We start from the raw sequence: 23686 nt of genomic DNA, 5'->3' as shown, positions 1-23686 counted from the left end.
TCAGCGGATTCCCGCAAGGCAGTGTTCGAGAATATCGAGGCCTTCGTGCAGCACCTCGGGTTCGATGGTCAGGGGGGCCAGCAGGCGAATGATGTGCCGCGCCTTGCCGCTGGGCATCAGCAACAGGCCGGCGTCGCGGGCGCTGGCCAGCAATTCGGCAAGCTGGGCGGTGGCCGGTGCGCCCTCCGGGGTCAGCAACTCGATGCCGCGCATGGCGCCGACGCCGGTCAACCGGCCCAGGTAGGGCGACAGTTGACGGGCCTGCCAGGACTCATAGCGCGAGACGATGGCGCTTTCTTGCTGCTCGCCCCAGCGGGACAGCTGAGCATCGCTCATTTGCTCCAGGGTCGCCAGGCCCGCCGCACAGGCGATCGGGTTGCCGGAATAGGTGCCGCCCAGGCCGCCCTTGGGCAAGGTGTCGAGCAAGGCCTTGCGGCCGACCACGGCGCCCAGCGGTACGCCGCCGGCAATGCTTTTGCCCAGCAGCAACAGGTCCGGTTCGATGCCCAGGCGGCTGAAGGCAAAGCGCTGTCCGGTGCGGCCGAAGCCGGACTGGATCTCATCGATCACCAGGAGGATTCCACGCTCATCGCAGAGGCGGCGCAGGGCCTGGGCAAAGTCCGGGTTCAGGGCCAGGAAGCCGCCTTCGCCCTGCACCGGTTCAAGGATGAAGCAAGCCACGTCGTTGATGTCGATCTCGACGCTGAACAGCCGGTCCATGGCCTTGAGCGCCTGTTCGGTGCTGACCCCGGTATCCGGGCTCGGGTAGGGCAGGTGGAACACCGGCCCCGGCAAGACGCCGACTCGCTGCTTGTAAGGCGCCACTTTGCCATTGAGGTTGAGGGTGGCCAGGGTGCGCCCGTGGAAGGCGCCATCGAAGGCAATGACCGCGCTGCGCCCGGTGACGCCGCGGACGATTTTCAGGGCGTTTTCCGCCGCCTCGGCGCCGCTGTTGGTGAGCATGCCGCTCAACGGGTAGGACACCGGAATGAACTGTTCCAGGCGGTCCATGAATTGCAAATACGGGGTGTGGGGCGCGGCGTTGAAAGCGTAGTGGGTCAGTTGCGTGGCCTGGTGCTGGATCGCCTGCACCACGTGCGGGTTGCAGTGCCCCAGGTTCAGTACGCCGATGCCGCCGACAAAGTCGATGTAGCGTTTGCCGGCGGTGTCCCAGACTTCGGCATTCTTGCCGTGTGACAAGGTAATGGGGTGAACGGTGGAGATGGATTGGCTGATGTTTTCACGGCTCATGACAGAACGTTCTCCGGCAACGTGTGAGTGCAGGGCGTTCCAGGGATCAGTGCAAGGTTGGGGGTCGGGCACGAAGACAAGGGGGCACCTGCTCGGGTAGCTGTTTTTTCTATCTAAGCGAACAAGCCCGGTGCCTCACAAACGAAATAAAATCGCCCTGTCATTCCTTTAATTCTGAAACTTGCTGTTACAGCGGGTTGCCCAGGGCCACCCGCTGGCGGATCCATTCGACGAAGGCGCGGACCTTGGGCACCTCGGCCGAATGTTCGGCGTGGGCAATAAAGTGCGAGCCGTCGCTTTGCATCGGGTAGTCCCAGGGGATCACCAGTTTGCCCTGGGCCAGTTCCTCGCTGACCAGGTAGCGCGGCACCAGGGCAATGCCGCAGCCGGCCTGGGCTGCGCGAATGCACATGTAGAAGGTGTCGAAGCGCGGGCCGTGGTAGCTGTTCTGCGAGTGCAGGTCCTGGGCCAGGAACCATTCGTGCCAGGCCTCGGGGCGCGAGGTGCATTGCAAGAGGATGTGCCGGGTCAGCGCCTCGGCGCTGTCGAAGGCCGTGCCGGCCAGCAATTCCGGGGCGCAGACGGGAATCACCTGCTCTTTGAACAGCTCAATGCACGTGGCGCCGGGCCAGGTGCCCTGGCCGAAGAAAAAGGCGATGTCGGCCTTGGCCTGAACCAGGTCGAAGGGCTCCAGCACGCTGCGGATGTCCAGGTGAATGCTCGGGTTCTGGCCGCTGAAACCCTTGAGATTGGGCACCAGCCAGCGGTCGCCGAAGGTGGGCTGGGTGGCGATTTTCAGCACTTCGGTCTCGCCGCCGTACGACAGGATGTAGCGGCTCGACATGTCCACCTGGATCAGGATCTTGTTCACCTCCGCCAGGTACAGAGCCCCGGCCGGGGTCAGGTGCAAGCGCCGGCGAACCCTCTGGAACAGCGGGTTGCAGAGCATTTCCTCAAGCTGCGCCACCTGTTTGCTGACGGCGCTCTGGGTCAGGTGCAGCTCCTGGGCGGCGCGGGTGAAGCTCAGGTGGCGGGCGGCCGCCTCGAAGCATTGCAAGGCGGTGGTGGAGGGCATCAAACGCTTGGACATGGCGAATCTACCTGCAGAAGAACGGACGCTGGTTCATTCCAAAAAGGAATCATGTTTTTCTAAAACGTCGTTTGTGGGGAGGCGCTGGGAGCATGAATACTGACCTACATCAACACATTCAACCAGCGTCAGTTGCAGGGGATTTATAAAGTGGTTGCCGACCTATTAGTTCGTCTTGGTGTGAACAAAAGTGCCTTCAGCGACGGGACTTATCCCGTGTATACGCCCATTGATGGCAGCCAGATTGCCGCCGTCAGCCTGGAGAATAAAAACCAGGTCCTGAGCCGTATCGAACAGGCCCACGCAGCCTTTTTGCAGTGGCGCAATGTGCCTGCGCCGCGCCGTGGCGAGTTGGTGCGGATCTTCGGTGAAGTGCTGCGCGAGCATAAGGCCGAGTTGGGCGAGCTGGTGTCCATCGAGGCCGGCAAGATCACCCAGGAAGGCTTGGGTGAAGTGCAGGAAATGATCGACATCTGCGACTTCGCCGTCGGCCTGTCGCGCCAGTTGTACGGCTTGACCATCGCTTCCGAGCGCCCGGGCCACCACATGCGTGAAACCTGGCAGCCCCTGGGCGTGGTCGGGGTCATCAGCGCCTTCAACTTCCCGGTCGCGGTCTGGGCCTGGAACACCACCCTGGCCTTGGTCTGCGGCAACCCGGTGATCTGGAAACCTTCCGAGAAAACCCCGCTCACCGCCTTGGCCTGCCAGGCGCTGTTCGACAAGGCGCTGAAGATTTTCGGCGAGGCCCCGGCGGGCCTGGCGCAACTGGTGATTGGCGACCGTGAGGCGGGCGAAGCCCTGGTGGACGACCCTCGTGTACCGCTGATCAGCGCCACCGGTAGCACCCGCATGGGCCGTGAAGTCGGGCCGCGGGTAGCCGCACGCTTCGGCCGCAGCATCCTCGAACTCGGGGGCAACAACGCGATGATCCTGGCGCCCAGCGCCGACCTGGACATGGCCGTGCGCGCCATTCTGTTCAGCGCCGTGGGCACCGCCGGCCAGCGTTGCACTACCTTGCGCCGCTTGATCGTGCACCGTTCGGTCAAGGACGAAGTGCTGGCACGGGTCAAGGCCGCCTACGCCAAGGTGCGCATCGGCGACCCGCGCCAGGACAACCTGGTGGGGCCGCTGGTGGACAAGCAGGCGTTCAGCGCCATGCAGGACGCCCTGACCCGGGCCCGTGACGAAGGCGGCCAGGTGTTTGGCGGCGAGCGTCAATTGCAGACCCAGTACCCCAACGCCTACTACGTGGCCCCGGCCATCGTCGAGATGCCGGGCCAGAGTGCGGTGGTGCGCCACGAAACCTTCGCCCCGATTCTCTACGTGCTGGCTTACGACGATTTCGACGAGGCCCTGCGCCTGAACAACGAAGTGCCCCAGGGCCTGTCGTCGTGCATCTTCACCACGGACATCCGTGAGGCCGAGGCCTTCCAGAGCGCGGCGGGCAGTGACTGCGGGATCGCCAACGTCAACATCGGCACCAGCGGTGCGGAAATCGGCGGTGCCTTCGGTGGCGAGAAAGAAACCGGCGGCGGTCGCGAGTCCGGTTCCGATGCCTGGAAGGCCTACATGCGCCGCCAGACCAACACCGTGAACTATTCCCGCGAGCTGCCGCTGGCCCAGGGCATCGTTTTCGACTGAACCCTTGGTGCCGGGCCCTTCGGGGCTCGGCCTGGCCTGTGGTCTGGAGTTTTCACATGGCGCAATTTCATCGCGGCTGTCTCTGGGAACAGTTGACGCCGGAGCGCCCGATCAACCCGCCCCTGGTGGGCGAGCGTACAGCGGATGTATGCATTATCGGGGCAGGTTTCACCGGGCTTTCCGCAGCCCTGCAACTGCTGGAAAACGGCAAAAGCGTGTGCCTGGTGGAAGCCCATCAGGTGGGGCACGGCGGTTCCGGGCGCAACGTCGGCCTGGTCAACGCCGGGACCTGGGTGCCACCGGACGACCTGGAGCAAACCCTGGGCAAGGCCGAGGGCAACCGTTTGAACATGGCCCTGGGCGCGGCCCCGGCGCTGGTCTTCTCGACCATCGACAAATACGGCATCGCCTGCCAGGACACCCGCACCGGCACCCTGCACATGGCCCACAATGCTGCCGGCCTGGATGACCTGCGCAGCCGGGTCGAGCAGTGGCAGCGCCGTGGCGCCAACGTCGAGTTGCTCACCGGCCAGGCCTGCGCCGACGCCTGTGGCACTGACCAGGTGGCGGGGGCCTTGCTGGATCACCGCGCGGGCACGGTCAACCCCATGGCGTACGCTTCGGGCATGGCGCGCAATGTGGTTCGTCTCGGCGGTCAGTTGTTTGGCGACTCTCCGGTCACCGGCCTGCAACGCAGTGGCGATGGCTGGCAGGTGCTGACCGAGCGCGGCCGTGTGCGCGCCGAGCAAGTGATCATCGCCTCCAACGCCTACACCGAGGGTGAGTGGAGCCAGGTCAAGGAACACATCTTCGCCGGCTACTACTACCAGGTGGCGTCGCTGCCCCTGAGCGGAGCGGAGCAGGCGGGCATTCTGCAGGGCGGCCAGGGTTAGTGGGACACGCGCACGGTGCTCAGCAGCATTCGCCGGGACGCCCATGGACGGTTGGTGCTGGGCAGCCTGGGCAACGCGGCGAACTACCCGTTGTGGTTTATCCGGCAATGGGCCGACCGCATCCAGCGTCACTATTTTCCGCAGTTGGGCCAGGTCGAGTGGCAATGCACCTGGACCGGGCGCATCGGCTTTACCCCCGATCACCTGTTGCGTCTGTTCGAGCCGGCGCCGGGCTTGCTCGCGGCCACCGGCTTCAACGGCCGCGGGGTAACCACTGGGACCCTGGTGGGCAAATGTTTTGCCGATTACCTGTTGAGCGGGGATGCCAAGGCGCTGCCGGTGGCCTTCTCCGGCAAACCGGCCGTCAGCGTCCGGGGCCTGCGCAGCCTGGCCTATGACGCCGGCTTCAGTCTCTACCACGCCGGGCAGTGCCTGCGCGTCGTGCTGTAACCGCTTCACGCCATAAAACAAGAAAACCCCATGCAATTTCAGCTGCCGCCGGAACCATGAAAGGACAAGCAAATGGCACCTTCACTGCACGGTTGTTATCGCCGTGACCCCGCTGTTGACCCCCTGACGATGTCTTGGCACGCCGTCACCGCTCTCACTGCAACCCAAGGTCCGCCCATGCCGGGCGCCTGAGGGCAAGAGCCATAAAACAGCCTGCGGGCTGAACTAACAAAAACGCTTGTGCAAACCCGAGTCGGGCGTGCGGCGTCCGCTTGGGCGGGTGTCGGCGCGCGCGGCTTTTTGACCTTGAGGGTGGATCATGACCACAGATGAAAAACGTCAGAAACGCTCGTTGAAACACGGCTTGACGTCACGCCAGGTTTCGATGATTTCCATTGCCGGCATCATTGGTGCCGGCCTGTTTATCGGCTCGTCCAACGCCATCGCCACTGCGGGCCCGGCGATTCTGATTTCCTACGGCATGACCGGCCTGCTGGTGCTGCTGGTGATGCGCATGCTTGGCGAGATGGCCATCGCCAACCCCGACAGCGGTTCCTTTTCCACCTACGCCGGGCGGGCCATCGGGCCCTGGGCCGGGTTCACCATCGGTTGGCTGTACTGGTGGTTCTGGGTGCTGATCATCCCGGTGGAAGCCATTGCCGGCGCGGACATTCTTCACGCCTGGATTCCGGCAGTGCCGTCCTGGCTGTTCGCGTTCCTGATCATGATCACGCTGGCGTGCACCAACCTGATCAGCGTGAAGAATTTTGGCGAATTCGAGTACTGGTTCGCCTTGATAAAGGTGATCGCCATTCTCGGCTTCATCATCGTCTGCGCCATGGCGGTCCTGGGTTTCTGGCCCCTGGCCGAAACCTCCGGGGTGCAGCAGCTGTGGCAGAACGGCGGCTTTATGCCCAACGGCTTCGGCGCGGTGCTGGGCGGTGTGCTGGTGACGATCTTCTCGTTCTTCGGCGCCGAGATCGTGACCATTGCCGCCGATGAAACCGCCAACCCTCGGGAGAAAATCCGCAAGGCCACCAACCTGGTGGTGTACCGCATCGCGATTTTCTACATCTTCTCGATCTTCTTTATCGTGTCCCTGGTGGCCTGGAACGATCCGCGGCTGTTGCAGGTGGGCTCGTTCCAGCGTGCCCTGGAAATCCTCAATGTGCCCGGCGCCAAGCTGATGGTGGACATCGTGGTGCTGGTGGCCGTGACCAGTTGCATGAACTCCGGTTTGTACACCGCTTCGCGGATGCTCTATTCCCTGGCTTCTCGTGGCGAGGCGCCGCGCCAGGTGGCGCGCATCTCGGGCAATGGCGTGCCGACCGTGGCGGTGGTGCTGTCGACCCTGGCAGGCTTTGTCGGCTGCTTCCTCAACTACGCCTTCCCCGGCAAGGTGTTCGGCTTCTTGCTGTCCACCACCGGCGCCATTGCCTTGCTGGTGTACCTGGTGATCGCGGTGTCCCAACTGCGCATGCGCGCCATCACTGACCGGGAAGGCACGGTCCTGGCGTTCAAGATGTGGTTGTTCCCCTGGTTGACCTGGCTGGTGATCGGCCTGATTACCCTGGTGCTGGGCTACATGCTGATCAGCCCGAACTACCGCTACGAAACCCTGATGACCGCTGCGGTGGCGGGGGTGATCCTGGCCATCTCGCTGTTGCGGCGCAAGCCGGCGCAGGGCCTGTACAAAGGGGCTGAACCGAGTGCGGGTGAAAGCGCCGGTTGATCGGCGCCGACCCAACGCGTGACGGCAATGCCCGGGCCTTTGGCCCGGGCATTTTTGTCTGGGGCATCCATCTGCTGGCGAGTGGATCGGGGCCCGAGCGCTTCAGCGCTGGCTGCGCTCGACCATCGCCACGATCACCGCAAACAACTCTTCCTCGGCCTGCTCGGCGCTGAGCTCGCCGGTGGCCGCGCCGTGGGACAGGGCTTCCGCCGCCCCGAGCATGGCCCGCAAGCCGGCGTTGGAGATCTGGCCGGTGCCGACAAAGGGGGCGAGGGCGGCACGGCACTTGTCCATGAAGATCGCCTCGTACTCGCCCTTGATCTGCTCCAGTTCCGGCGAGCTGGCCAGGGCCGCGATCACCCCGGGAATTTCCCGCCCTTGCAGCAGCACGCAGGCCACATAGGCCCCGGCAATCACCCGGGCCCGGCTGATCAGGGTGGCGTCGCTGTGTTCCAGGGCTGTGTCCAGCAGCCGGGTCTGGCGGCCGTCGAAATCCTGATACAGCGCCGCCAGCAACCCGGCCCGGGTGCCGAAATGGTCATAGGTCACGGGCTTGGTGACTCCAGCCAGCTCGGCCAGGCGGCCCAGGGTCAGGGCGTCGCTGCCTTCGTCGCGGACCAGTTGCCAGGCGACGTCGAGCAGTTGGCGCTGCCGTTCATCCCGGGCCAGGCGGCGTTTGGGGGGCGCAGCAGAAGGATCGTGTGGGTGGCTTGACATGAATAACCTACCAAAAGTAACTTACTAAAAGTAACTTGATGCAGCATATAAGGTCCGTGCTGCCCTCGCAATCATTGCCCAGGAGTGTGCCCATGCATGCGCTTATCGTTGTTGCCCATCACGATCCCCGTTCCCTGACCCACCATCTCGCGGCCCAGGTGGCCCTGGGCATCGACCGGACGCAGGCCGGGCATTCCCATGAAACCGCCGACCTCTGGGCCGAAGGGTTCGACCCGCGCTTCGGCCCGGCGGACCACGCCGTGCATCGCCAGCAAGCCGCACCCCCGGCGGATGTGGCCGCCGAGCAGGCTCGGCTCGACCGCGCCGACGCTCTGGTGCTGGTGTTCCCAGTGTACTGGTGGTCGATGCCGGGGCTGCTCAAGGGCTGGATCGACCGGGTGTTCGCCAATGGTTGGGCCTTTGATTTCAGCCCTGAGGCCAAGCTGGTGAAGAAGCTCGGCCGCTTGCCGGTGCACCTGTTGGCCGTGGGCGGCGCCGACGCCCCGACCTATGAGCGCCACGGCTACGAGCACGCCATGCGCACCCAGATCGAACACGGGATTTTCGATTACTGCGGCGCCCCGGTCCGCACCTGGCAACTGTGCCTGGACTCGGAAACTCAGGACCCGGCCGCCCATGAGGCGGCGGCGCTGGAGTTGGGGCGGCAACTGTTTGTCCCAGCGCTGGCCAATGTCGGATAGGGCGAGCAAGGGCGCGCCCGTGCAGGTGGTTCAGGTGGTGGTGTTGCCCCAGTAATGATCAAAGTGCCCGGGCAGTTCACGCAGGGGGTAGGCGCGCTGGAAGTACTCCGAGGTGCGTGGCAGGACTTCGATAAAGCCTACTTGGGTTTCCACCGCGTATTCCCCCAGGGCCTGGTCGAGGAACAGGTAGGCGAGTTGCTGGAACTCGCTGTGGCGCTCCTCGTGGTAGTCGTCGAAGAACAAGGCGATGCCGACTTTCGGCTCGTCCGCCGCCAACAGGTAATGCACGTCGTCGGCGCTCACCCGATGTTCGCCCATGCCCAGGTCATAGAGGGTTTGCATGCGCTGCCGGAAGGCGGTCCAGTGCCAGCGTGGCAGGTCGGGGGCGCAGCGGTGCAGCGACTCCACGGCCGGGAAGGCTTCGAGGATGCCGCCAGCGCTGATGACAAACTCCCGTTTGCCATCGGTGATGGGGCCCAGTTCGAAGGTCAGTTCAGGGGCAACGTGCGACAGGGCCTTGGCCAGTTCATCCAGCAGGGGCTCGTCGGGAAATTCGAAGGCGAACAGGCGTGCTTCCTGGCGGGTGAACCAGTCCCAGAAGGTGCGTTCGGCGGCGTTGGCGGTAGGGGTTGCTGCGGTCATGACATTACCTGAATGAAGAGGGCAGGATCGAGGCGCTGGGGTGGCCCTTGGCGCCGGGCCTTATTCGGCTTGTGGCCAGGTGGCGGTGGGGAAATAGGCTTCCAGCCCCGGGGCCTTGTGGTCCACACCGTTGCGGGTCCAGTAGCAGGTCAGGCGGCTGTAGTTGTCCAGGTCGCCCCTTACCAGACAGGTGGCGCCGTGCTCGGGCCAGGTGAAGCTGAGGACGTCGGCTTTGGCGATGGTGGTGCGGGTGACCTTGCCGATGGCCCGGGTGGTGATGCCGTTGACGGTTTTCACCAGGCTCAGGGCGCCGTTTTCGAAGCGGATGCTGGCGTGGCCTCGATAGGCCGCGCCGCCGTCCGGTTCCTGGCCGATCACGGCGTATTCGCCGGGAACCATGCCGTAGTAGAGGTGCGTTTCCTGCGGGTCGGCGGCGAAGGCGCTGCTGCCGGTGAGCAGCAGGGCACAGAGGGTGTGGCGTAGAGAGAAAGGCTGCATGGAAGACCGAGTCCTTGTCTTGATGAAGGCGCCCATGATTCCAGACTCAAAGCGTCGGGGAAATGCTCTGTAATGCCTTGACCCACAAACGCGAATCGTCGGCGCGGCAGCCCTCAGACCTTGAGTATTTTGCCGCTGACGGCGACGGCCAACAGCAGCACGGCAATCAGGCCAAAGGCCACGCTCAGGCTGCTGCCATGGGCGACGAAACCGATCACCGCCGGGCCCGCGAGAATGCCGGCGTAGCCCAGGGTGGTGATGGCCGGTACGGCGATGCTTTCCGGCATGACGGTCTGTTTGCCCACAGCGGTGTACAGCACCGGCACGATGTTGGAACAGCCCGCGCCGACCAGGGCGTAGCCCACCAGCGCGGCTTCCCAGGCCGGTGCCAGGGTGGCCAGCAGCAGGCCGCTGGCCGCCGTGGCGCCGCCGATGAAGATCACCCGGCGGGCCCCCAGGCGGTGGACGATGGCGTCCCCGGTCAGGCGTCCGGCGGTCATGGTCAGGGCGAAGGCGGCGTAGCCGAGGCCGGCGTAGGCCGCGTCCAGGTTGCGTTCGGCGGTGAGGAACACGGCGCTCCAGTCCAGCACCGCGCCCTCGGCGAGAAACACGATAAAGCACAGGCAACCGATAAACAGCACCACGCCATGGGGCACGGCGAAGGCCGGGCCGGCACTCTGGCTGCCGTAGGGCAGCATGTGCGGAGCGGCCTTGAGCAGGGCGATGAGGATCAGCACGACCACCACCAGGGTGGCGCCCAGGGGCGACAGGCCCAGGCCCAGCAAAGCGCTGACCCCGGCGGCACCGACGATGCCGCCCAGGCTGAACAGCCCGTGGAAGCCCGACATCATGGTCTTGCCACTGGCCCGTTCGACGATCACCGCCTGCAGGTTGACGGTGGAATCCACGCAGCCCAGGCCCGCGCCGAACAGGAACAGGCCGGCTACCAGCAACGGAATCGAGGTGACGGTGGCCAGCAGCGGCAAGGCCAGGCAGATGAGCAACGAACCACCGGCCATCACTCGACGGCAGCCATAGCGCGAGGCCAGGGCGCGGCGATCGGCATCGACAGAATCGAGCCCACCCCCAGGCACAGCAGCAACAGGCCGAGGGTGCCTTCGTCCAGGTTGGCCCGGGCCTTGGCGTAGGGCACCAGGGGCGCCCAGGCGGCGATGCCGAAGCCGGCGATGAAAAAGGCGATGCGCGTGGACATCTGTTCAAGGCGCCCGGGCGTGACCTGGGTATGGGAGTTGATAGCGGTCATAGATCAGTCCTTGTCGATCAGGCCAGGCCCCGGCGGGGAAACCCTGGCTGACCCAGTGTGCCGTTTCAGCGGCCCTGGGCTGGATGCCGCGGGTGCTGGAATGTACAGAGGCTGTGGTGCAGCGGCGGCAGAAAACGCGACATCCTTGCACATCAGGCCGGCGGCCGCGAGGGCCGGTTGCCAGCGCCCAGGGCTGTGACCGGTCAGGGCGCTGAAGGTTGCAGTCGGCGCGGCGGGATCGCCCGGGCGAATCAAGCCCAGGATCAATGACCACAGCCGGACCGGCTGCGCCGAGTGTTGATCACGGCACGAACTGGGCTTGGCCGCGCCAGGGCATTGGCAGTACTGTCTGCGCCACGATTTTTCTGGAGAAACGGCCATGGCGGCTTTTTACGATGCACGGGGCAATATCTATGGTGTGGTGGCCCCCGAGGCCCTGCGTGCGCTGGGTATTGCGCTGCCGGCCCAGGCTGGCGAAGCCGCCCAGGCCCGGGCGCAGTGGACCGGGCAGGCCATCGAGGCGCTCTGTGACTGGGCGCCGGGCCAGCGTCCGGCCGGGGCCAAGGCCCATCGCAGCGATGGCTTGCTGGTGGGGCCGTTTCAGAGGCAGCCGCCGTTTGACCTGCTGATCGTCAACACCGACGGCACCCTGGCCGAGCGCAGTGGCAATGGCCTGACGATTTTCTCCCTGGCCCTGACCGAGCAAGGGCTGTTGCCGACCCAGGGGCCCAGCGAGTTGCGGGTTCATCACGATCAGGCGAGCGGTCCGTCGCCCGTGCCGACCCAGGTCGAACCGGCCCAGGTACAGGGGCAGTCGGGGTTTTGGCTGGACCTCGGGCAACCGGGGTTTGGCCCGCAGGCAGTGGCGGCCAGTGGCGTGCAGGTGGTGCAGTTGGAAGGGCGCGAACTGAGCCGGGTGCCGGCGTTGCAGGCCTTGCATGAACAGTGGGGGCACAGCCAGTTCGTGCGCATCGGCAACCCCCATTGCGTGACCCTGGTGAGTGACGCCGCAGCGCTGCCGAGCAATCAGCAGATGGGCCAGGCGCCCTTGGCCGAGGGCCTGACCCGGACGGCTTTTGCCTTGCCGGTGGGCAGTGGCCAGCCCTGCCCGGCGGGGGTCAACCTGCAATGGGCGGCACGTGAGTCCGAGGGTCGCCTGGTGGCCCGGGTATTCGAGCGGGGCGAGGGGCCGACCGCGTCATCCGGCACCAGCGCCAGCGCGGTGGCCAGTGCCGCGTGGCGGGTGGGTTGGGTCAAGGCCGGGCGGGTGGAGGTGGTGATGCCGGGTGGCACCGCGCCTTTGCGCCTGGACGAGCACAACGGTGAGCTGGTGCGCGTGAGCTTGTTCGGCACCGCGCATTCGATTCCCTGAACGCGCGCTGACTCTGCCGTTTGACGCTGGCGACCGCGAGGCCGCCAGCGCACGCCTTCAACCCTCCCGCAGTTCGAACTGCGCCATCTGCCGTTGCATCAGCACCTTGCCGTGGCGGATCGAGTACAGCGGCAGGCCCTGACTGCGGATCACTTCGTAGTCGCTGTCCGCCGAGAGGATCAGCAGGTTGGCCGGTCGTCCTTCTTCCAGGCCGTAGCCGTCACCGAGGGCCAGGGCCTTGGCGCTGTTGTCGGTGACCAGGTCCAGGGCGTTCTGCAGGTTGCGGTAACCGAGCATGTGGCAGATGTGCAGCCCGGCTTCCAGGACCCGCAGGATGTTGCCGTTGCCCAGGGGGTACCAGGGGTCGACGATGGAGTCCTGGCCGAAACACACGTTCATCCCGGCTTCCAGCAGCTCGTTGACCCGGGTGACGCCCCGGCGTTTCGGGAAGCTGTCGAAGCGCCCCTGCAGGTGGATGCTTTCGGTGGGGCAGGAAACAAAGCTGATGCCCGAATGCCCGAGCAGGCGAAACAGCTTGGCGCAGTAGGCGTTGTCGTAGGAGCCCATGGCGGTGGTGTGGCTGGCGGTGACCCGGGCGCCCATGTCGCGGCTGCGGGCTTCTTCGGCCAGCACTTCGAGAAAGCGCGAGTGAGGGTCGTCGGTTTCGTCGCAGTGCACGTCCACCAGGCAGCCCGTGCGCTCGGCCAGGTCCATGAGGAACTTCACCGAACTCACGCCCTGGTCGCGGGTGTATTCAAAGTGCGGAATGCCGCCCACCACGTCGGCGCCCAGGCGAATGGCTTCTTCCATCAGTTCCCGGCCATTGCGGTACGACTCGATGCCCTCCTGGGGGAAGGCGACGATCTGCAGGTCGATCAGGTGCGCGCTGTCTTCACGCACTTCGAGCATGGCCTTGAGGGCGGTGAGGTCCGGGTCGGTGACGTCGACGTGGGTGCGCACATGCTGGATGCCGTGGGCGGCCAGGGTGCGGATGGTTTTCTTGGCCCGGGTCTTGGTGTCTTCCTGGGTGATGGTGGCCTTGCGTTCGCCCCAGCACTCGATGCCTTCGAACAGGGTGCCGCTCATGTTCCAGCGCGGTTCGCCGGCAGTGAGGGTGGCGTCCAAGTGAATGTGCGGCTCGACAAAGGGCGGCACCACAAGATTGCCGGCGGCGTCGAGGTCGTCGGGGCCCAGGGTCGGGGCTTCGGTTTGCCGGGCAATGCGGGCGATGCGGCCGTTTTCCAGGTGCAGTTGGTGCAAGCCTTCACGGTGGCGCAAGCGGGCGTTGGTGATAAGCATTGGGCAGTTCCTCGTTCAGGCAATCAGGCGGATAGCCGCCAGATCATCAGCGCCACGCCGATGTCCAGACGGTCGTATGGATGGTCCAGTGCCAGGCCGGTCAGGGCCTCTATGCGCTGGACACGGTGAGTCAGGGTGTTGCGATGCACCGCCAGGCGCTGGGCCGCAGCCATCAGGTTGGCGTTTTCATGGAACCAGGCTTCCAGGGTCGGCATCAGGCTGGGGCCGTGGCGCCGGTCATGGCGCAACAGCGGGCCGAGGCGTTCCTCCAGAAACTGGTCGAGCAAGGCGCGGTTGTGCACGCCGCTGAGCAATTTGAGCACACCCAGCTCGTCGTAGACACACAGGCCGGCACGTTCGCTGAAACGCCGGGCCGCTGTCAGGGCCTGACGCGCCTGATCCTGGGCCTGGGGCAGATCCGCCGCGCGGTGCCCGGCGGCGCTGAGGCCGATCAGCAGTTTCAGCGGTGCCAGGCGCGGATTCAGCTGTTTCAGCCAGGTGGCCAGGCGCTGACGGTTGGCTTGGGCGGCGCTGGCATCGGCGGCGGGCAGCAGCAGGTGCCATTGCCCGGCACGCCCGAGCACCGGGCATTCGGGCCAGTGCTCCCGGGCCAGTTGCCGCAGGTGCCGGGCGATGCTATCGCGCTGGCGGTCCAGTTGGGCTTGGGCGGCGTCGGCATGGCCCTGGACGAACAGGCCGTCACCGCCTTCAAGGTGCAGTTGTGCCACCTGCCACTGGCCTTGGAGGGCCATGCCCAGTTGCCCGGCGCGCTGCAGCAGCAGGTCCAGGGACTGGTACTCGCCGGCCAGCAGCCGCTCCAGCACCTCGTGGCGCGAACGACCCAGTTGTTCGGCCTGCACCAGTGCGGAACCGATGGCTTGGGTCACCAGCACCATTTTCAACCAGTAGGGCTGCTCGATCAGCGGCAGCCCGGCCGCCTCGGCCTCGGCCAGCACCCGTGGTGGAATCGCCTGGATATAGTCGGTGCCGGTGAGGATCACCACCCCGGCCACCCGGCGTTCGCGGGCTTCATCCAGCAATTGCAGGAGGTTGGTTTCGTCCCGCGGGTGGTTGATGCCGGTGACGAACACCAGCTCGCCCCCCAGCACCCAGTCGGCGATGCCGCTGTTTTCCGCTACGTAGGGCCAGCGCACCGGGTTGCCCAGGCCGACCGCGCCGGCCCGCAGTTGCATGGACTCCAGCCCCGGCAGGGCCAGCACGTCTTCGACAGTCAGGCTCATGCCCGGGCGTCGACGGCGACGGGCGCGCGGGAGCCGAGCACCGCGCTGATCAGCACGTAGCTCAGGGCCGCCGCGCCGATGCCCACCAGGGGCGCGACCCACGGCGAGCTGAACGCGGCCACGGTGCCGATGGCGTAGGCACTCAGGCCGGGCCAATTGAAGGCCGGCAAGCGGGTGTCGGCCAGGCGTGGGTAATGGCCGCGATAGCGGTAGAAGAAGTCGGCCATGATCACCCCGCCAATCGGTGGGATCACCGTGCCCAGCAAAATCAGGTAGGGCACCAGCATGTCGTACATGCCGAGCAGGGCCAGCAGGGTGCCGATCACCGCGCCGACCAGGGTGACGGTCTTGCGGCGGCCGGTGCGCAGCAGGTTGCAGCCGGCCACGGCGAAGTTGTAGATGGTGTTGTCCTGGGTGCTCCAGATGTTCAGCAGAAGCATGGCCATGGCCGCCAGGGCGAAACCTTGCAACAGCAGCACTTCGACCACGTCCGGTTGCTGGTAGACGATGGCGCCGTAGGCCCCGATCAGCACCATCAGGCCATTGCCGATAAAGAAGCCGATCAGGCTGGCAAGCACGGCCACCTTGGCCGAGCGTGAGAAACGGGTCCAGTTGGTGGCCTGGGTGGCGCCGCTGACAAAGGTCCCGAACACCAGGGTGATGGCGGTGGACAGGTCCAGGCTGCCGCTGGGCACCACGGCCATCAGGCCGTCGAGGCCGCCGACCTTGACCGTGGCCACCCACATCGACAGCAACAGCAACAAGGCCATGGCTGGCACCGCGATGTAGGAGAGGATTTCCAGGCCGCGATAGCCGATGTAGGCGGTGGCGCAGAACACCATGCCGAACAGCACCATCAACCCCAGCACCGTGCCTTGGCTCAGTTCGAAGTATTTGCCCAGCACCACCGCGGCGGTGGCGGTGCCCCAGGCGTACCAGCCGATCTGGGTGAAGCCGAGGATCAGGTCGCTGAGCTTGCTGCCCACTTCACCGAAACAGAAACGCCCCATCAATACTGAGTTCAGCCCGCTCTTGAAGGCGATGTAGCCCAGGCCGGCGGCGTACAGCCCCAGCAGCAGGTTGCCGAGGACAATCACCCCGAGCATTTCCCCGAAGCTGAAGGCCACCCCCAGCTTGCCGCCGGCGAACATGGTGGCGGTGAAAAAGGTGAAGCCCAGCAGCACCATTGCCGTGGAGGCCAGGCCTTTGCGGGCGTGCATGGGCACTTCGCTCAAGGGGTAGTCGTTGCCTGGATCGTTCTGGGTCATGGGCCTGCTCCGGTCGGGTGGGGGATACAGGCCCTTTGCAGTGGTCGTGCCAACCCGCCCGGGGTGATCGACGCACAGCGCCGCTTGTGCAACCTGCACAAGGTTTATAGCCAACGCGTCGATTTTTGCCGTTGAGGTGGGGCGCCGTGCCCAGTTCGGCACGAAAGCGGTGCAGCGGTGATACAGATTGGATCACCGCTTGGCCATCAATCGAACAGGGTCAGGGTGGTGTCACCGCGCTGGAAGGCGAAGGCTTCTTCCAGGTCCCGTTCCACGGTGCGGCCTTGGGACAGTTCGGGCAGCGCGTCGAGGGCGAAAAAGCCCGCGTCGGTGGTTTCGCCCTGGGCCCGGGGGGCGCTCTGGTCAAGGCGGGTACAGAGGAAATACAGCTTGTAGAAGTCCCGGGCGTCGGCTTTGTACGGGCCCTTGGCTTTGTGCCGCACGCAGTACAGTGCTTGCACCGCGACCTCAAGCCCGGCTTCCTCGCGGATCTCCTTGACGATGTTTTCCGCCGCCGACAAGCCGACGTCGGCGTAGCCACCGGGCAGGGCCCAGCGCTCGTCGTTCTGTTCGCGCACCAGGAGGATCTTGTCGTTCTCGATCAGGGCGCCGCGCACTTCAACCATGGGTGTCGAGTAGCGCTGGGCAAAGTCCGAGACCAGCCCGGTGATGCGTTCCAGGGGCACGTTGCCCAGTTGCGCCAGCAGGCCGTGGGCGATGTCGGCGATTTCCTGGTAACGCTCGCGATCGAACGGGTCGCGGCAAAAATGCAGGCCGGTCGAGGCGATGGCTTGCAAGCGTTTGGCCTGGGTCAGCCAGTGGCTTTCCATGGACGATTCCTTGTTGGGTTGATCAGTGGTCCGGGGTCGCGCTGGCGGCTGTGGGGCGGCCCAGGTGTTGCTGGAGCTGCTGCACGGCGGCTTCCACCGTGGCGCTGCAGCCGGCCCAGGTGCAGGCCAGCATCAGGTTGCGTGACAGCCCGAAGTCTTCCACCAGGAAGCCCTGGGCATCGCGACCTTCGGCGTCGTGGGGCACTTGCTCGCGCAAGGTCGCGGGGCCGTCGAAGTAGGCCCACACCGGCTTGCCCAGGGCCACCGCCATGCCCACTTCGAAGGCGCTGCCGGAGTCCGGTTCCAGGCCGCGAAAGTTGTTCAGGTTGACCAGCACGGCGTCGCAGTCGCGGATCATCTGCAGGTTCTGCTGGCAGATCTGCTGCGCCTTGAGCGGTGGCGGCAGGTGCTCGGGGACCTGGTTGTCGAAGGGGTAGAGGCCTTGCAGGCCCTGGGCGCTGCACAGGCTTTTCAGGTAGTCGCCGTGGGCGATGGCATCGACGCGGAACACATCGAAGCCGGCCAGGTAGATACGCGCGGGCATGGGGCTTTCCTCAATCCAGGGACTTGCTCATGTACACCCGGTGCAGGCCGTGTTCCACCGCGCGGTGGGTTTCCACATAACCGTGGCGGCCGTACAGGGCAATGTTTTCGGTCATGGCCTGGTTGGTGTACAGGCGCACACAGCTGTGACCGGCCAAGCGTGCCTGTTGTTCGGCAAACGCCAGCAATCGACGGCCATGCCCCTGGCCCTGGGCCTCGGGGCTGATGGCGACGTTGTCCAGCAACAGGGCTTCCTGGGCGTCGAGCAGGACGATAAAGCCGGCGATCGTTTCGTCCTCTTCCAGCACCCAGGCCTGCTGCGCCAGCACCAGGCAGGAATAGTCCTCGAGCATGGGGGCCGGCTCGCGGCCGATGCGGGCGATGTAGGGCGCATAGGCACTTTTGGCAATGCGCTCGATGGCGGGCAGGTCGGCGAGGACGGCGGGACGAATGATCGGCGACATGGGACGCGGGCTCCGGCGCAGGGATGGCTGAGGTTGCGGTAAAGCTTAGGCGTGGGAACGCCTGGGCATAAAAAAACCACCCTGGGGTGGTTTTGTGCGCCGGGCTTACTCGCCGCGGTAGATGCAGCCGCTGGTGCAGGTCTCGTGGATGCGGATCGCACTGAGCTCGGGCAGCAGGGGTTTGAGCTCATTCCAGATCCACTGGGCGAGCACTTCGCTGGTGGGGTTTTCCAGGCCAGGAATGTCGTTCAGGTAGTTATGGTCCAGGCGCTCGTACAGCGGCTTGAAGATCGCCTTGATTTCCGAGAAATCGCGAATCCAGCCGGTGTGCGGGTCAATGTCGCCACTCAGATGGATGCCCACCTTGAACGAGTGGCCGTGCAGGCGCCCGCATTTGTGGCCTTCCGGTACGTGGGGCAGGCGATGGGCGGATTCGAAGGTAAATTCTTTGAAGATTTCCACGGTGTGACCTGTAGGGCTTGTGTAGCGCGGGTTTTAGGTGGTTGCCAGTAGGGGGTGTACTGATCAACGTACTGATGGGTCGTGACTGGGCGTCATTGAAGTGCTCCATTCGACCATGGCCGATGGGCGCCAGGCGACCGAATTGGCGCCTAGTCTAACCTGTTTTGGGAATCAGCCCTCGCTGATCCTCCGATAACCGTATTGCGGCCAAGGCCAGTGCTTTCTGGCGGTTCTGAACTCGACTGCCCAGCCCGGGGGCGTGCTGTCGACTCAGGGCTTCACCGTTCACCCGGGAAGGCCAGCTTTGTTGCGCTTCAGGCAACCCATCGTTGTACGACTCCGGCTATTTCCGCTCCATGCTCCTGTTCAGCCTTGCGCAGCTCGTAGGTGGTCTGCAGGTTGAGCCAGAACTCTGGAGTGGTGTCGAGGCAGATGGCCAGGCGTAATGCCATGTCGGCAGAAACCCCGCCGCGTTCAAGCAGGATGTTGTTCACGGTGGGGGTGGCGACGCCGAGTGCGCGGGCCAGGGCAGCAGCGCTGAAGCCCATTTCTTTCTGGAAGTCCTCACGCAGGATCTCGCCAGGGTGTACGGGTCGCATGCCATTTTTGAGCATGATGTACCTCAGTGGTAATCGACAATTTCAACGTTTTCAGGGCCTTCTTCGGACCAGACGAAGCACACGCGCCATTGATCATTGATCCGAATGCTGTCCGGCCCGATTCCCGCGCAGGGGCTCAAGGCGGTTGCCGGGCGGTGAGCCCAGGTCGCGAAGCTCATTGGCGGCGTCCAGCACCGCTAGCTTGCGTTCGGCGACGGATTTGATATCGCCCCAGCGTCGCGTTTTCCCGGTTCTGAAGAGCGCTTCCGTGTCCGCGCATGCGAAGCTTCGAATCATGGCTATGAATGCTTAACGTTGCTCGTTAAGGCGCGAGTGTGCGCTGATTCATTGGGTATTCAGCGCTTGGTTGAATAGCCAGTTCGACGACTAAAGGGTCAGCAGGTGGTCTCCCAGGCGGCCGGTGCTGGCGAGTTCGAGGAATTCATCGCCCAGGCGTCGGCTTTCGTCCATGGCGCTGCGCCAGTATTTCTGCCGGCCGGCGTCGTCGCCCATAAAGCGTTTGAAGTCGTTACGGTCCGGCAGCTTGCCGTAGGGCAGGCGGGCCAGGTACTGCTTCGACGGTGCCAGCAGAAGCACGTCTTGCAGGCGCCCGGTATCGCCGCGCCGCCAGGGCAGGCCTTTGTCGAACCAGCCGGGGATGACCTTGTCGGTGAAGTGCGGGTACAGCACCACGTCGTCACCGCTGTAGGGCAGGTCCAGGTGGTAGTCCAGCAGGCCACCGTCGCGGAAGGTGCCGGCTCCGGCGCCGGGTAGGTCGCGCACCCCTTGCATGACCATGGGGATGGAACCCGAGGCCAGCAGGGCCTGGCGCAAGTTGCCCAGGTCCAGGGGCACGAAGCGCGAAGGGAAGTCGTTCAGGGCGTGCAGCGGCGGCGCCAGGCGCGGGTCGTGCAGCACCAGGCGTTCGAAGTGCCGTGAGAGCCGCGCGCGGCCCCGCAGGTTATCGGCGATCACCGAGGACAGCCCCAGCCCCAGGCGGCCGCGATGGTCATCGGCGAGCAGGCCGTGGCTCTTCACCACCATGATGTTGAGGCGGTAATGGGGGTTGTCGAGGATCGACGCGTCGTGGCCGTCCAGCAATTCGTCGAGCATGCGCTGGGAGCTTTGGCTGATGTGCGCCATGGTCACGCCTTTGGCAAAACGCTGCGCGTTGTACAGCCGGCCCAGGCGCTGCAGGCCTTCGACTGCGTTCGGCAGGCAGGCACTGGCGAAGCGCCAGGAGCCCACCGAAGCGCCGATCAGCGAGCGCTCCCTTGGCGCCGCCGGCAGCCACTCACCGAACAGCGCCAGGTCCAGCCCCTGGATGCCCAGGGCCTTGGGCCCGCCGGCGGCGCCGGGCAGGGTGCCCACATCGGCCGCGCTGAGGCCTTGCTGGCGGATGCGTGCCCAGGCGCGGGGGCCGGCCTTGAGGGTCAGGGCGGGGAACTTGATGTGGATAGCGGTCATACCGGCCTCAGTCTCTGGCAAGCGGGTGAGTATAAAGAGGAGTGGCGGGATCGGCCGAGTGAAACTTCAGCCCCGGCAATGATGGCCATTCAGTTTCAATTAAGTTCAGTCGGTTAACGTGCGCAGCATCCGCTAGCCCGTATGTCCCGGAGACTTCCGATGAAAACCCTGACTGTCCTGTTTACCGCTGCCCTCGTTACCCTGACTGCCAACCTGGCACACGCCCGTGATCTGGGCCCCGATGAAGCCCTGCGCCTGCGTGACGCTGGTACTATTGTGTCCTTCGAAAAACTCAACGCCACGGCCGTGGCCCGGCACCCGGGTTCCACCGTCAATGAAACCGAACTGGAAGAGGAATACGGCAAGTACATCTACCAGGTGGAATTGCGCGATCCCCAAGGCGTTGAATGGGACCTGGAATTGGACGCCGTGAGCGGCCAGGTCCTCAAGGATCATCAGGATAATTAATGAAGTCGAATCTGCGCGCCGGCCGTCGATTGGCCCTGGCGCTTCTGGCTTTTTGCTCCGTGGCGCTGGCCCGCGACCTGGACCAGGACGAAGCCCTGCGCCTGCGTCAGCAGGGGGTGATCCTGCCGCTGGAGCAACTGCTGCAGCAGGCCATGGACCGCTACCCCGGGGCCAAGTTGCTGGAAGCCGAGCTGGAAGAAAAACACGATGTGTACATTTATGAAGTCGAGTTGCTGACCACCGACGGCGTGGTCCGCGAGATTGACCTTGAAGCCGCCACCGGGCGTTTATTGAAAGACGAGGAAGACGACTGATGCGCCTGTTGTTGGTGGAAGACCATGTGTCCCTGGCCGATGAGCTGCTTGAAGGCCTCAACCGCCAGGGCTATGCGGTGGACTGGCTGGCCGATGGCCGCGATGCGGTCTACCAGGGGGCCAGTGAACCTTACGACCTGATCATTCTCGACCTGGGCCTGCCGGGCTTGCCGGGCCTGGAGGTGCTGGCCCAGTGGCGCGCCGGCGGGCTTGCGACGCCGGTGCTGATCCTCACCGCGCGGAGTTCCTGGGCCGAGCGCATCGAGGGGCTCAAGGCGGGGGCCGATGACTACCTGAGCAAACCTTTCCATCCTGAAGAGTTGCACTTGCGGGTCCAGGCTCTTTTGCGCCGCTCCCACGGCCAGGCCAACCAGCCGACCCTCAAGGCGGCCGGCCTGCACCTAGATGAAGGCCGCCAGTGCGTGGTGCGCGACGGCGAAGACATCCAGCTGACCGCCGCCGAGTTTCGCCTGCTGCGCTACTTCATGCTGCACCCGCAGCAGATCCTGTCCAAAAGCCACTTGGCCGAACACCTGTACGACGGCGAGACCGAGCGCGACTCCAATGTGCTGGAGGTCCACGTCAACCACCTGCGGCGCAAGCTCGGCAAAAGCGTGATTGAAACCCGTCGCGGCCAGGGCTACCTGTTTGGCGGGGCGGCGTGAGGTCGATCCAGCGCCGCCTGAGCCTGGGCCTGATCAGCGTGATGCTGGTGGTTGGTCTGGTGCTGGCCCAGACCAGCCTTTGGCTGTTTGAGGTGGGCTTGCAGCGTTACCTTGAAGCCGGTTTGCGCAACGACAGCGAAAACCTGCTGCTGGCCCTGGTGCGCGGCCCCCAAGGCTTGCAGCTGGATGAGCGACGCCTGTCGCCGGCTTACCAGCGGCCGTTCTCCGGGCATTACTTCCGCATCGATTTTGCCGACGTGCACTGGCGCTCCCGTTCCCTGTGGGACCAGGAGCTGCCGCAGTTGCCCCAGGTCGGTCTGCAAAGCAACTTGCAACTGGGCCCCGAAGGCCAGCAGTTGCTGGTGCTGCGCAGTGACTACCGCCGCCTGGGGCAGTCGATTTCCATCAGCGTGGCCCAGGATTACACCCCGGTCCGCGAGAGCTTCCAACGCATGCGCCAGATCGGCGTGGGCCTGGGTGTGGCCGGCCTGCTGCTGATTCTGCTGTTGCAGCGGGTCACTGTGCGTCGGGCCCTGCGCCCCCTGGAGACCGCCCGCGAACAGATCGCCCAGTTGCAGCAGGGCCAGCGCTCCCAGCTCGATGCCCAGGTGCCCCTGGAACTGGAGCCCCTGGTGGCGCAGATCAACCATTTGCTGGCCCATACCGAAGACAGCCTCAAGCGCTCGCGCAATGCCTTGGGCAACCTTGGCCATGCCTTGAAAACGCCCTTGGCGGTGCTGCTGAGCCTGGCCTCGAACCCCAAGCTGCAGGCCTACCCGGAGCTGCGCAAGGTGCTCCAGGAACAACTGGAGCAAGTGCAGCAACGCCTGAACCGCGAGCTCAACCGCGCGCGCCTGGCCGGCGATGCGTTGCCCGGTGCGTTATTCGATTGCGATGCCGAGGTCCCCGGCCTGCTGGCCACTTTGAACATGATCCACGGCGAGCACCTGGAGTTGAGTTACCAAGGCGTGCCAGGGCTGCAATTGCCCTGGGACCGGGAAGACTTGCTGGAGCTGTTGGGCAATCTGCTGGACAACGCCTGCAAATGGGCGGATGCGCAGATTCACCTGAGCATCGAGGCCAACGCCGAGGGTTTCTGTTTGAAGGTGGAGGACGACGGGCCGGGCATTCCCGAGGCGCAACGGGCCCAGGTGTTCAGCCGTGGCACTCGCCTGGATGAACAGACCGATGGCCACGGCCTGGGGCTGGGTATCGTGCGCGACATCGTCGATGCCTGGGGTGGCGTGCTGCAACTGCACGAGAGCCCCCTGGGGGGCTTGCAAGTGCTGATCGAGTTGCCCCACCGCTAAAGGGCGCTGGCCGGGGGCGCTTGGCCCCGGCGGTTGATGGGGTCAGACCCGGAACTGATCCATCAGGCCTTGTTGCTGGTTGGCCAGGCTGTTGAGCGAGCGGCTGACCCGCGCCGACTCATTGGCCCGCTCCGACAGCGACTCGGTGACGTCGCGGATGGTCGCCACATTGCTGTTGATCTCTTCGGCCACCGCGCTTTGCTGTTCGGCGGCGCTGGCAATCTGCAGGTTCATGTCGCTGATCACCGTGACCGCATCGCCGATCTGGCGCAGGGCGCTGGCCGCCTGGCCCACGTGCTCGACGCTGCCTTGGGCCTGGCTGTGGCTGTTGTGCATGGCGTCCACCACCACTTGGGTGCCTTGCTGCAGGGCTTCGATCACCGTGCGGGTTTCTTCCACCGACTCCTGGGTGCGTCGGGCCAGGTTGCGCACTTCGTCGGCGACCACCGCAAAGCCCCGTCCGGCCTCACCGGCCCGGGCGGCCTCGATGGCGGCGTTGAGGGCC

Annotated in this window: 23 protein-coding genes and 4 pseudogenes; 9 read left to right on the top strand and 18 right to left on the bottom strand. The window is 65.1% G+C overall.

Translation table 11 applies throughout. The features are described from left to right. Both M1B34_RS24630 and M1B34_RS24625 read right to left on the bottom strand, forming a co-directional pair. Positions 1–1251 (bottom strand): 2-aminoadipate transaminase, encoded by a 1251-nt coding sequence (locus M1B34_RS24630; RefSeq protein WP_268266458.1) that lies wholly within the window; start codon positions 1249–1251, stop codon positions 1–3. A gap of 187 nt (positions 1252–1438) precedes the next feature. Further along, positions 1439–2341 (bottom strand): LysR substrate-binding domain-containing protein, encoded by a 903-nt coding sequence (locus M1B34_RS24625; protein ID WP_123335296.1) that lies wholly within the window; start codon positions 2339–2341, stop codon positions 1439–1441. 150 nt (positions 2342–2491) lie between these two features. On the opposite strand from M1B34_RS24625, the gene amaB reads away from it, so the two are divergent. From amaB to M1B34_RS24610, 3 genes and pseudogenes are all read left to right on the top strand, one after another. Beyond that, the gene (gene amaB / locus M1B34_RS24620) at positions 2492–3982 is read left to right on the top strand and encodes an L-piperidine-6-carboxylate dehydrogenase (RefSeq protein ID WP_268266457.1); all 1491 of its coding nucleotides are present in this window, start codon (positions 2492–2494) and stop codon (positions 3980–3982) included. 56 nt (positions 3983–4038) lie between these two features. Continuing rightward, positions 4039–5325 (top strand): annotated as a pseudogene (amaA, locus tag M1B34_RS24615) (L-pipecolate oxidase). 319 nt (positions 5326–5644) lie between these two features. Then, positions 5645–7057, top strand: a complete 1413-nt coding sequence (locus M1B34_RS24610) for an amino acid permease (RefSeq protein ID WP_123335301.1) — start codon at positions 5645–5647, stop codon at positions 7055–7057. 102 nt (positions 7058–7159) lie between these two features. On the opposite strand, the gene M1B34_RS24605 is transcribed toward M1B34_RS24610, so the two are convergent. Then, a complete protein-coding gene (locus M1B34_RS24605) occupies positions 7160–7774 on the bottom strand; it encodes a TetR/AcrR family transcriptional regulator (RefSeq protein WP_268262459.1) in 615 nt (204 codons plus the stop codon). Positions 7775–7866: 92 nt separating this feature from the next. Between M1B34_RS24605 and M1B34_RS24600 the strand changes: the two genes are divergently transcribed. Further along, positions 7867–8475, top strand: a complete 609-nt coding sequence (locus M1B34_RS24600; protein ID WP_123335305.1) for an NAD(P)H-dependent oxidoreductase — start codon at positions 7867–7869, stop codon at positions 8473–8475. A gap of 30 nt (positions 8476–8505) precedes the next feature. On the opposite strand, the gene M1B34_RS24595 is transcribed toward M1B34_RS24600, so the two are convergent. From M1B34_RS24595 to M1B34_RS24585, 3 genes and pseudogenes are all read right to left on the bottom strand, one after another. Further along, positions 8506–9117: a hypothetical protein gene (locus M1B34_RS24595; RefSeq protein ID WP_268266456.1), complete on the bottom strand. Its 612-nt coding sequence runs from the start codon at positions 9115–9117 to the stop codon at positions 8506–8508. A 60-nt stretch (positions 9118–9177) separates the two neighbouring features. Further along, a complete protein-coding gene (locus tag M1B34_RS24590; RefSeq protein ID WP_268266455.1) occupies positions 9178–9615 on the bottom strand; it encodes a hypothetical protein in 438 nt (145 codons plus the stop codon). Between the two features lie 113 nt (positions 9616–9728). Continuing rightward, positions 9729–10879: pseudogene (locus tag M1B34_RS24585) on the bottom strand (MFS transporter). Positions 10880–11258: 379 nt separating this feature from the next. Between M1B34_RS24585 and M1B34_RS24580 the strand changes: the two are divergent. Then, positions 11259–12251: a diaminopimelate epimerase gene (locus M1B34_RS24580; protein ID WP_268266454.1), complete on the top strand. Its 993-nt coding sequence runs from the start codon at positions 11259–11261 to the stop codon at positions 12249–12251. A gap of 57 nt (positions 12252–12308) precedes the next feature. On the opposite strand, the gene codA is transcribed toward M1B34_RS24580, so the two are convergent. The 11 genes and pseudogenes from codA to M1B34_RS24525 form a co-directional block, all read right to left on the bottom strand. Further along, positions 12309–13550, bottom strand: a complete 1242-nt coding sequence (codA, locus tag M1B34_RS24575; RefSeq protein WP_268266453.1) for a cytosine deaminase — start codon at positions 13548–13550, stop codon at positions 12309–12311. 23 nt (positions 13551–13573) lie between these two features. Beyond that, entirely contained in the window at positions 13574–14791 is a 1218-nt protein-coding gene (locus M1B34_RS24570) for a PucR family transcriptional regulator (protein WP_268266452.1), read from the bottom strand. Further along, positions 14788–16059: a cytosine permease gene (gene codB, locus M1B34_RS24565; protein WP_268266451.1), complete on the bottom strand. Its 1272-nt coding sequence runs from the start codon at positions 16057–16059 to the stop codon at positions 14788–14790. The genes M1B34_RS24570 and codB overlap by 4 nt, the downstream gene beginning before the upstream one ends. A 206-nt stretch (positions 16060–16265) precedes the next feature. Continuing rightward, positions 16266–16889, bottom strand: coding sequence for an NUDIX hydrolase (locus M1B34_RS24560; protein ID WP_268262466.1), 624 nt, complete (start codon positions 16887–16889; stop codon positions 16266–16268). A 22-nt stretch (positions 16890–16911) separates the two neighbouring features. Further along, on the bottom strand, positions 16912–17433 hold the full coding sequence (locus M1B34_RS24555; RefSeq protein WP_268266450.1) for a nucleoside 2-deoxyribosyltransferase: 522 nt from the start codon (positions 17431–17433) through the stop codon (positions 16912–16914). Positions 17434–17443: 10 nt separating this feature from the next. After that, entirely contained in the window at positions 17444–17896 is a 453-nt protein-coding gene (locus M1B34_RS24550; RefSeq protein ID WP_268266449.1) for a GNAT family N-acetyltransferase, read from the bottom strand. A 105-nt stretch (positions 17897–18001) separates the two neighbouring features. Then, positions 18002–18358, bottom strand: a complete 357-nt coding sequence (gene queD / locus M1B34_RS24545) for a 6-carboxytetrahydropterin synthase QueD (RefSeq protein WP_123335326.1) — start codon at positions 18356–18358, stop codon at positions 18002–18004. A gap of 63 nt (positions 18359–18421) precedes the next feature. Further along, positions 18422–18499, bottom strand: a pseudogene (locus M1B34_RS33880) (helix-turn-helix transcriptional regulator); the annotation flags it as partial. 173 nt (positions 18500–18672) lie between these two features. Beyond that, a complete protein-coding gene (locus M1B34_RS24535; protein WP_123335328.1) occupies positions 18673–18972 on the bottom strand; it encodes a HigA family addiction module antitoxin in 300 nt (99 codons plus the stop codon). Between the two features lie 8 nt (positions 18973–18980). Continuing rightward, positions 18981–19254: pseudogene (locus tag M1B34_RS24530) on the bottom strand (type II toxin-antitoxin system RelE/ParE family toxin). Between the two features lie 90 nt (positions 19255–19344). Then, positions 19345–20424 carry a patatin-like phospholipase family protein gene (locus M1B34_RS24525; RefSeq protein WP_268266448.1) on the bottom strand — a complete coding sequence of 360 codons (1080 nt, stop codon included), beginning with the start codon at positions 20422–20424 and terminating at the stop codon, positions 19345–19347. Positions 20425–20583: 159 nt separating this feature from the next. On the opposite strand from M1B34_RS24525, the gene M1B34_RS24520 reads away from it, so the two are divergent. From M1B34_RS24520 to M1B34_RS24505, 4 genes are read left to right on the top strand one after another with little or no spacing between them, the layout of a single operon-like run. Continuing rightward, positions 20584–20892 (top strand): PepSY domain-containing protein, encoded by a 309-nt coding sequence (locus M1B34_RS24520; RefSeq protein WP_268266447.1) that lies wholly within the window; start codon positions 20584–20586, stop codon positions 20890–20892. Beyond that, on the top strand, positions 20892–21206 hold the full coding sequence (locus tag M1B34_RS24515) for a PepSY domain-containing protein (RefSeq protein WP_123335334.1): 315 nt from the start codon (positions 20892–20894) through the stop codon (positions 21204–21206). Before M1B34_RS24520 ends, M1B34_RS24515 begins: the two co-directional genes overlap by 1 nt. After that, positions 21206–21871: a response regulator transcription factor gene (locus tag M1B34_RS24510; RefSeq protein ID WP_123335336.1), complete on the top strand. Its 666-nt coding sequence runs from the start codon at positions 21206–21208 to the stop codon at positions 21869–21871. Before M1B34_RS24515 ends, M1B34_RS24510 begins: the two co-directional genes overlap by 1 nt. Further along, complete coding sequence (locus M1B34_RS24505) at positions 21868–23181, top strand: sensor histidine kinase (protein ID WP_268266446.1); 1314 nt, start codon at positions 21868–21870, stop codon at positions 23179–23181. Before M1B34_RS24510 ends, M1B34_RS24505 begins: the two co-directional genes overlap by 4 nt. Before the next feature lie 42 nt (positions 23182–23223). Here the strand turns inward: M1B34_RS24505 and M1B34_RS24500 are convergent. Further along, positions 23224–23686, bottom strand: a 463-nt coding sequence (locus M1B34_RS24500; RefSeq protein ID WP_268266445.1) for a methyl-accepting chemotaxis protein, incomplete at its 5' end; no start/stop codon positions are given.

This window comes from Pseudomonas morbosilactucae (assembly GCF_023241715.1).
In the GTDB taxonomy this organism is placed as follows: Bacteria; Pseudomonadota; Gammaproteobacteria; order Pseudomonadales; family Pseudomonadaceae; genus Aquipseudomonas; species Aquipseudomonas morbosilactucae.
The sequence above is the reverse complement of the archived record's forward strand: the minus strand, read 5'-3'. Positions and strand labels throughout refer to the sequence as shown.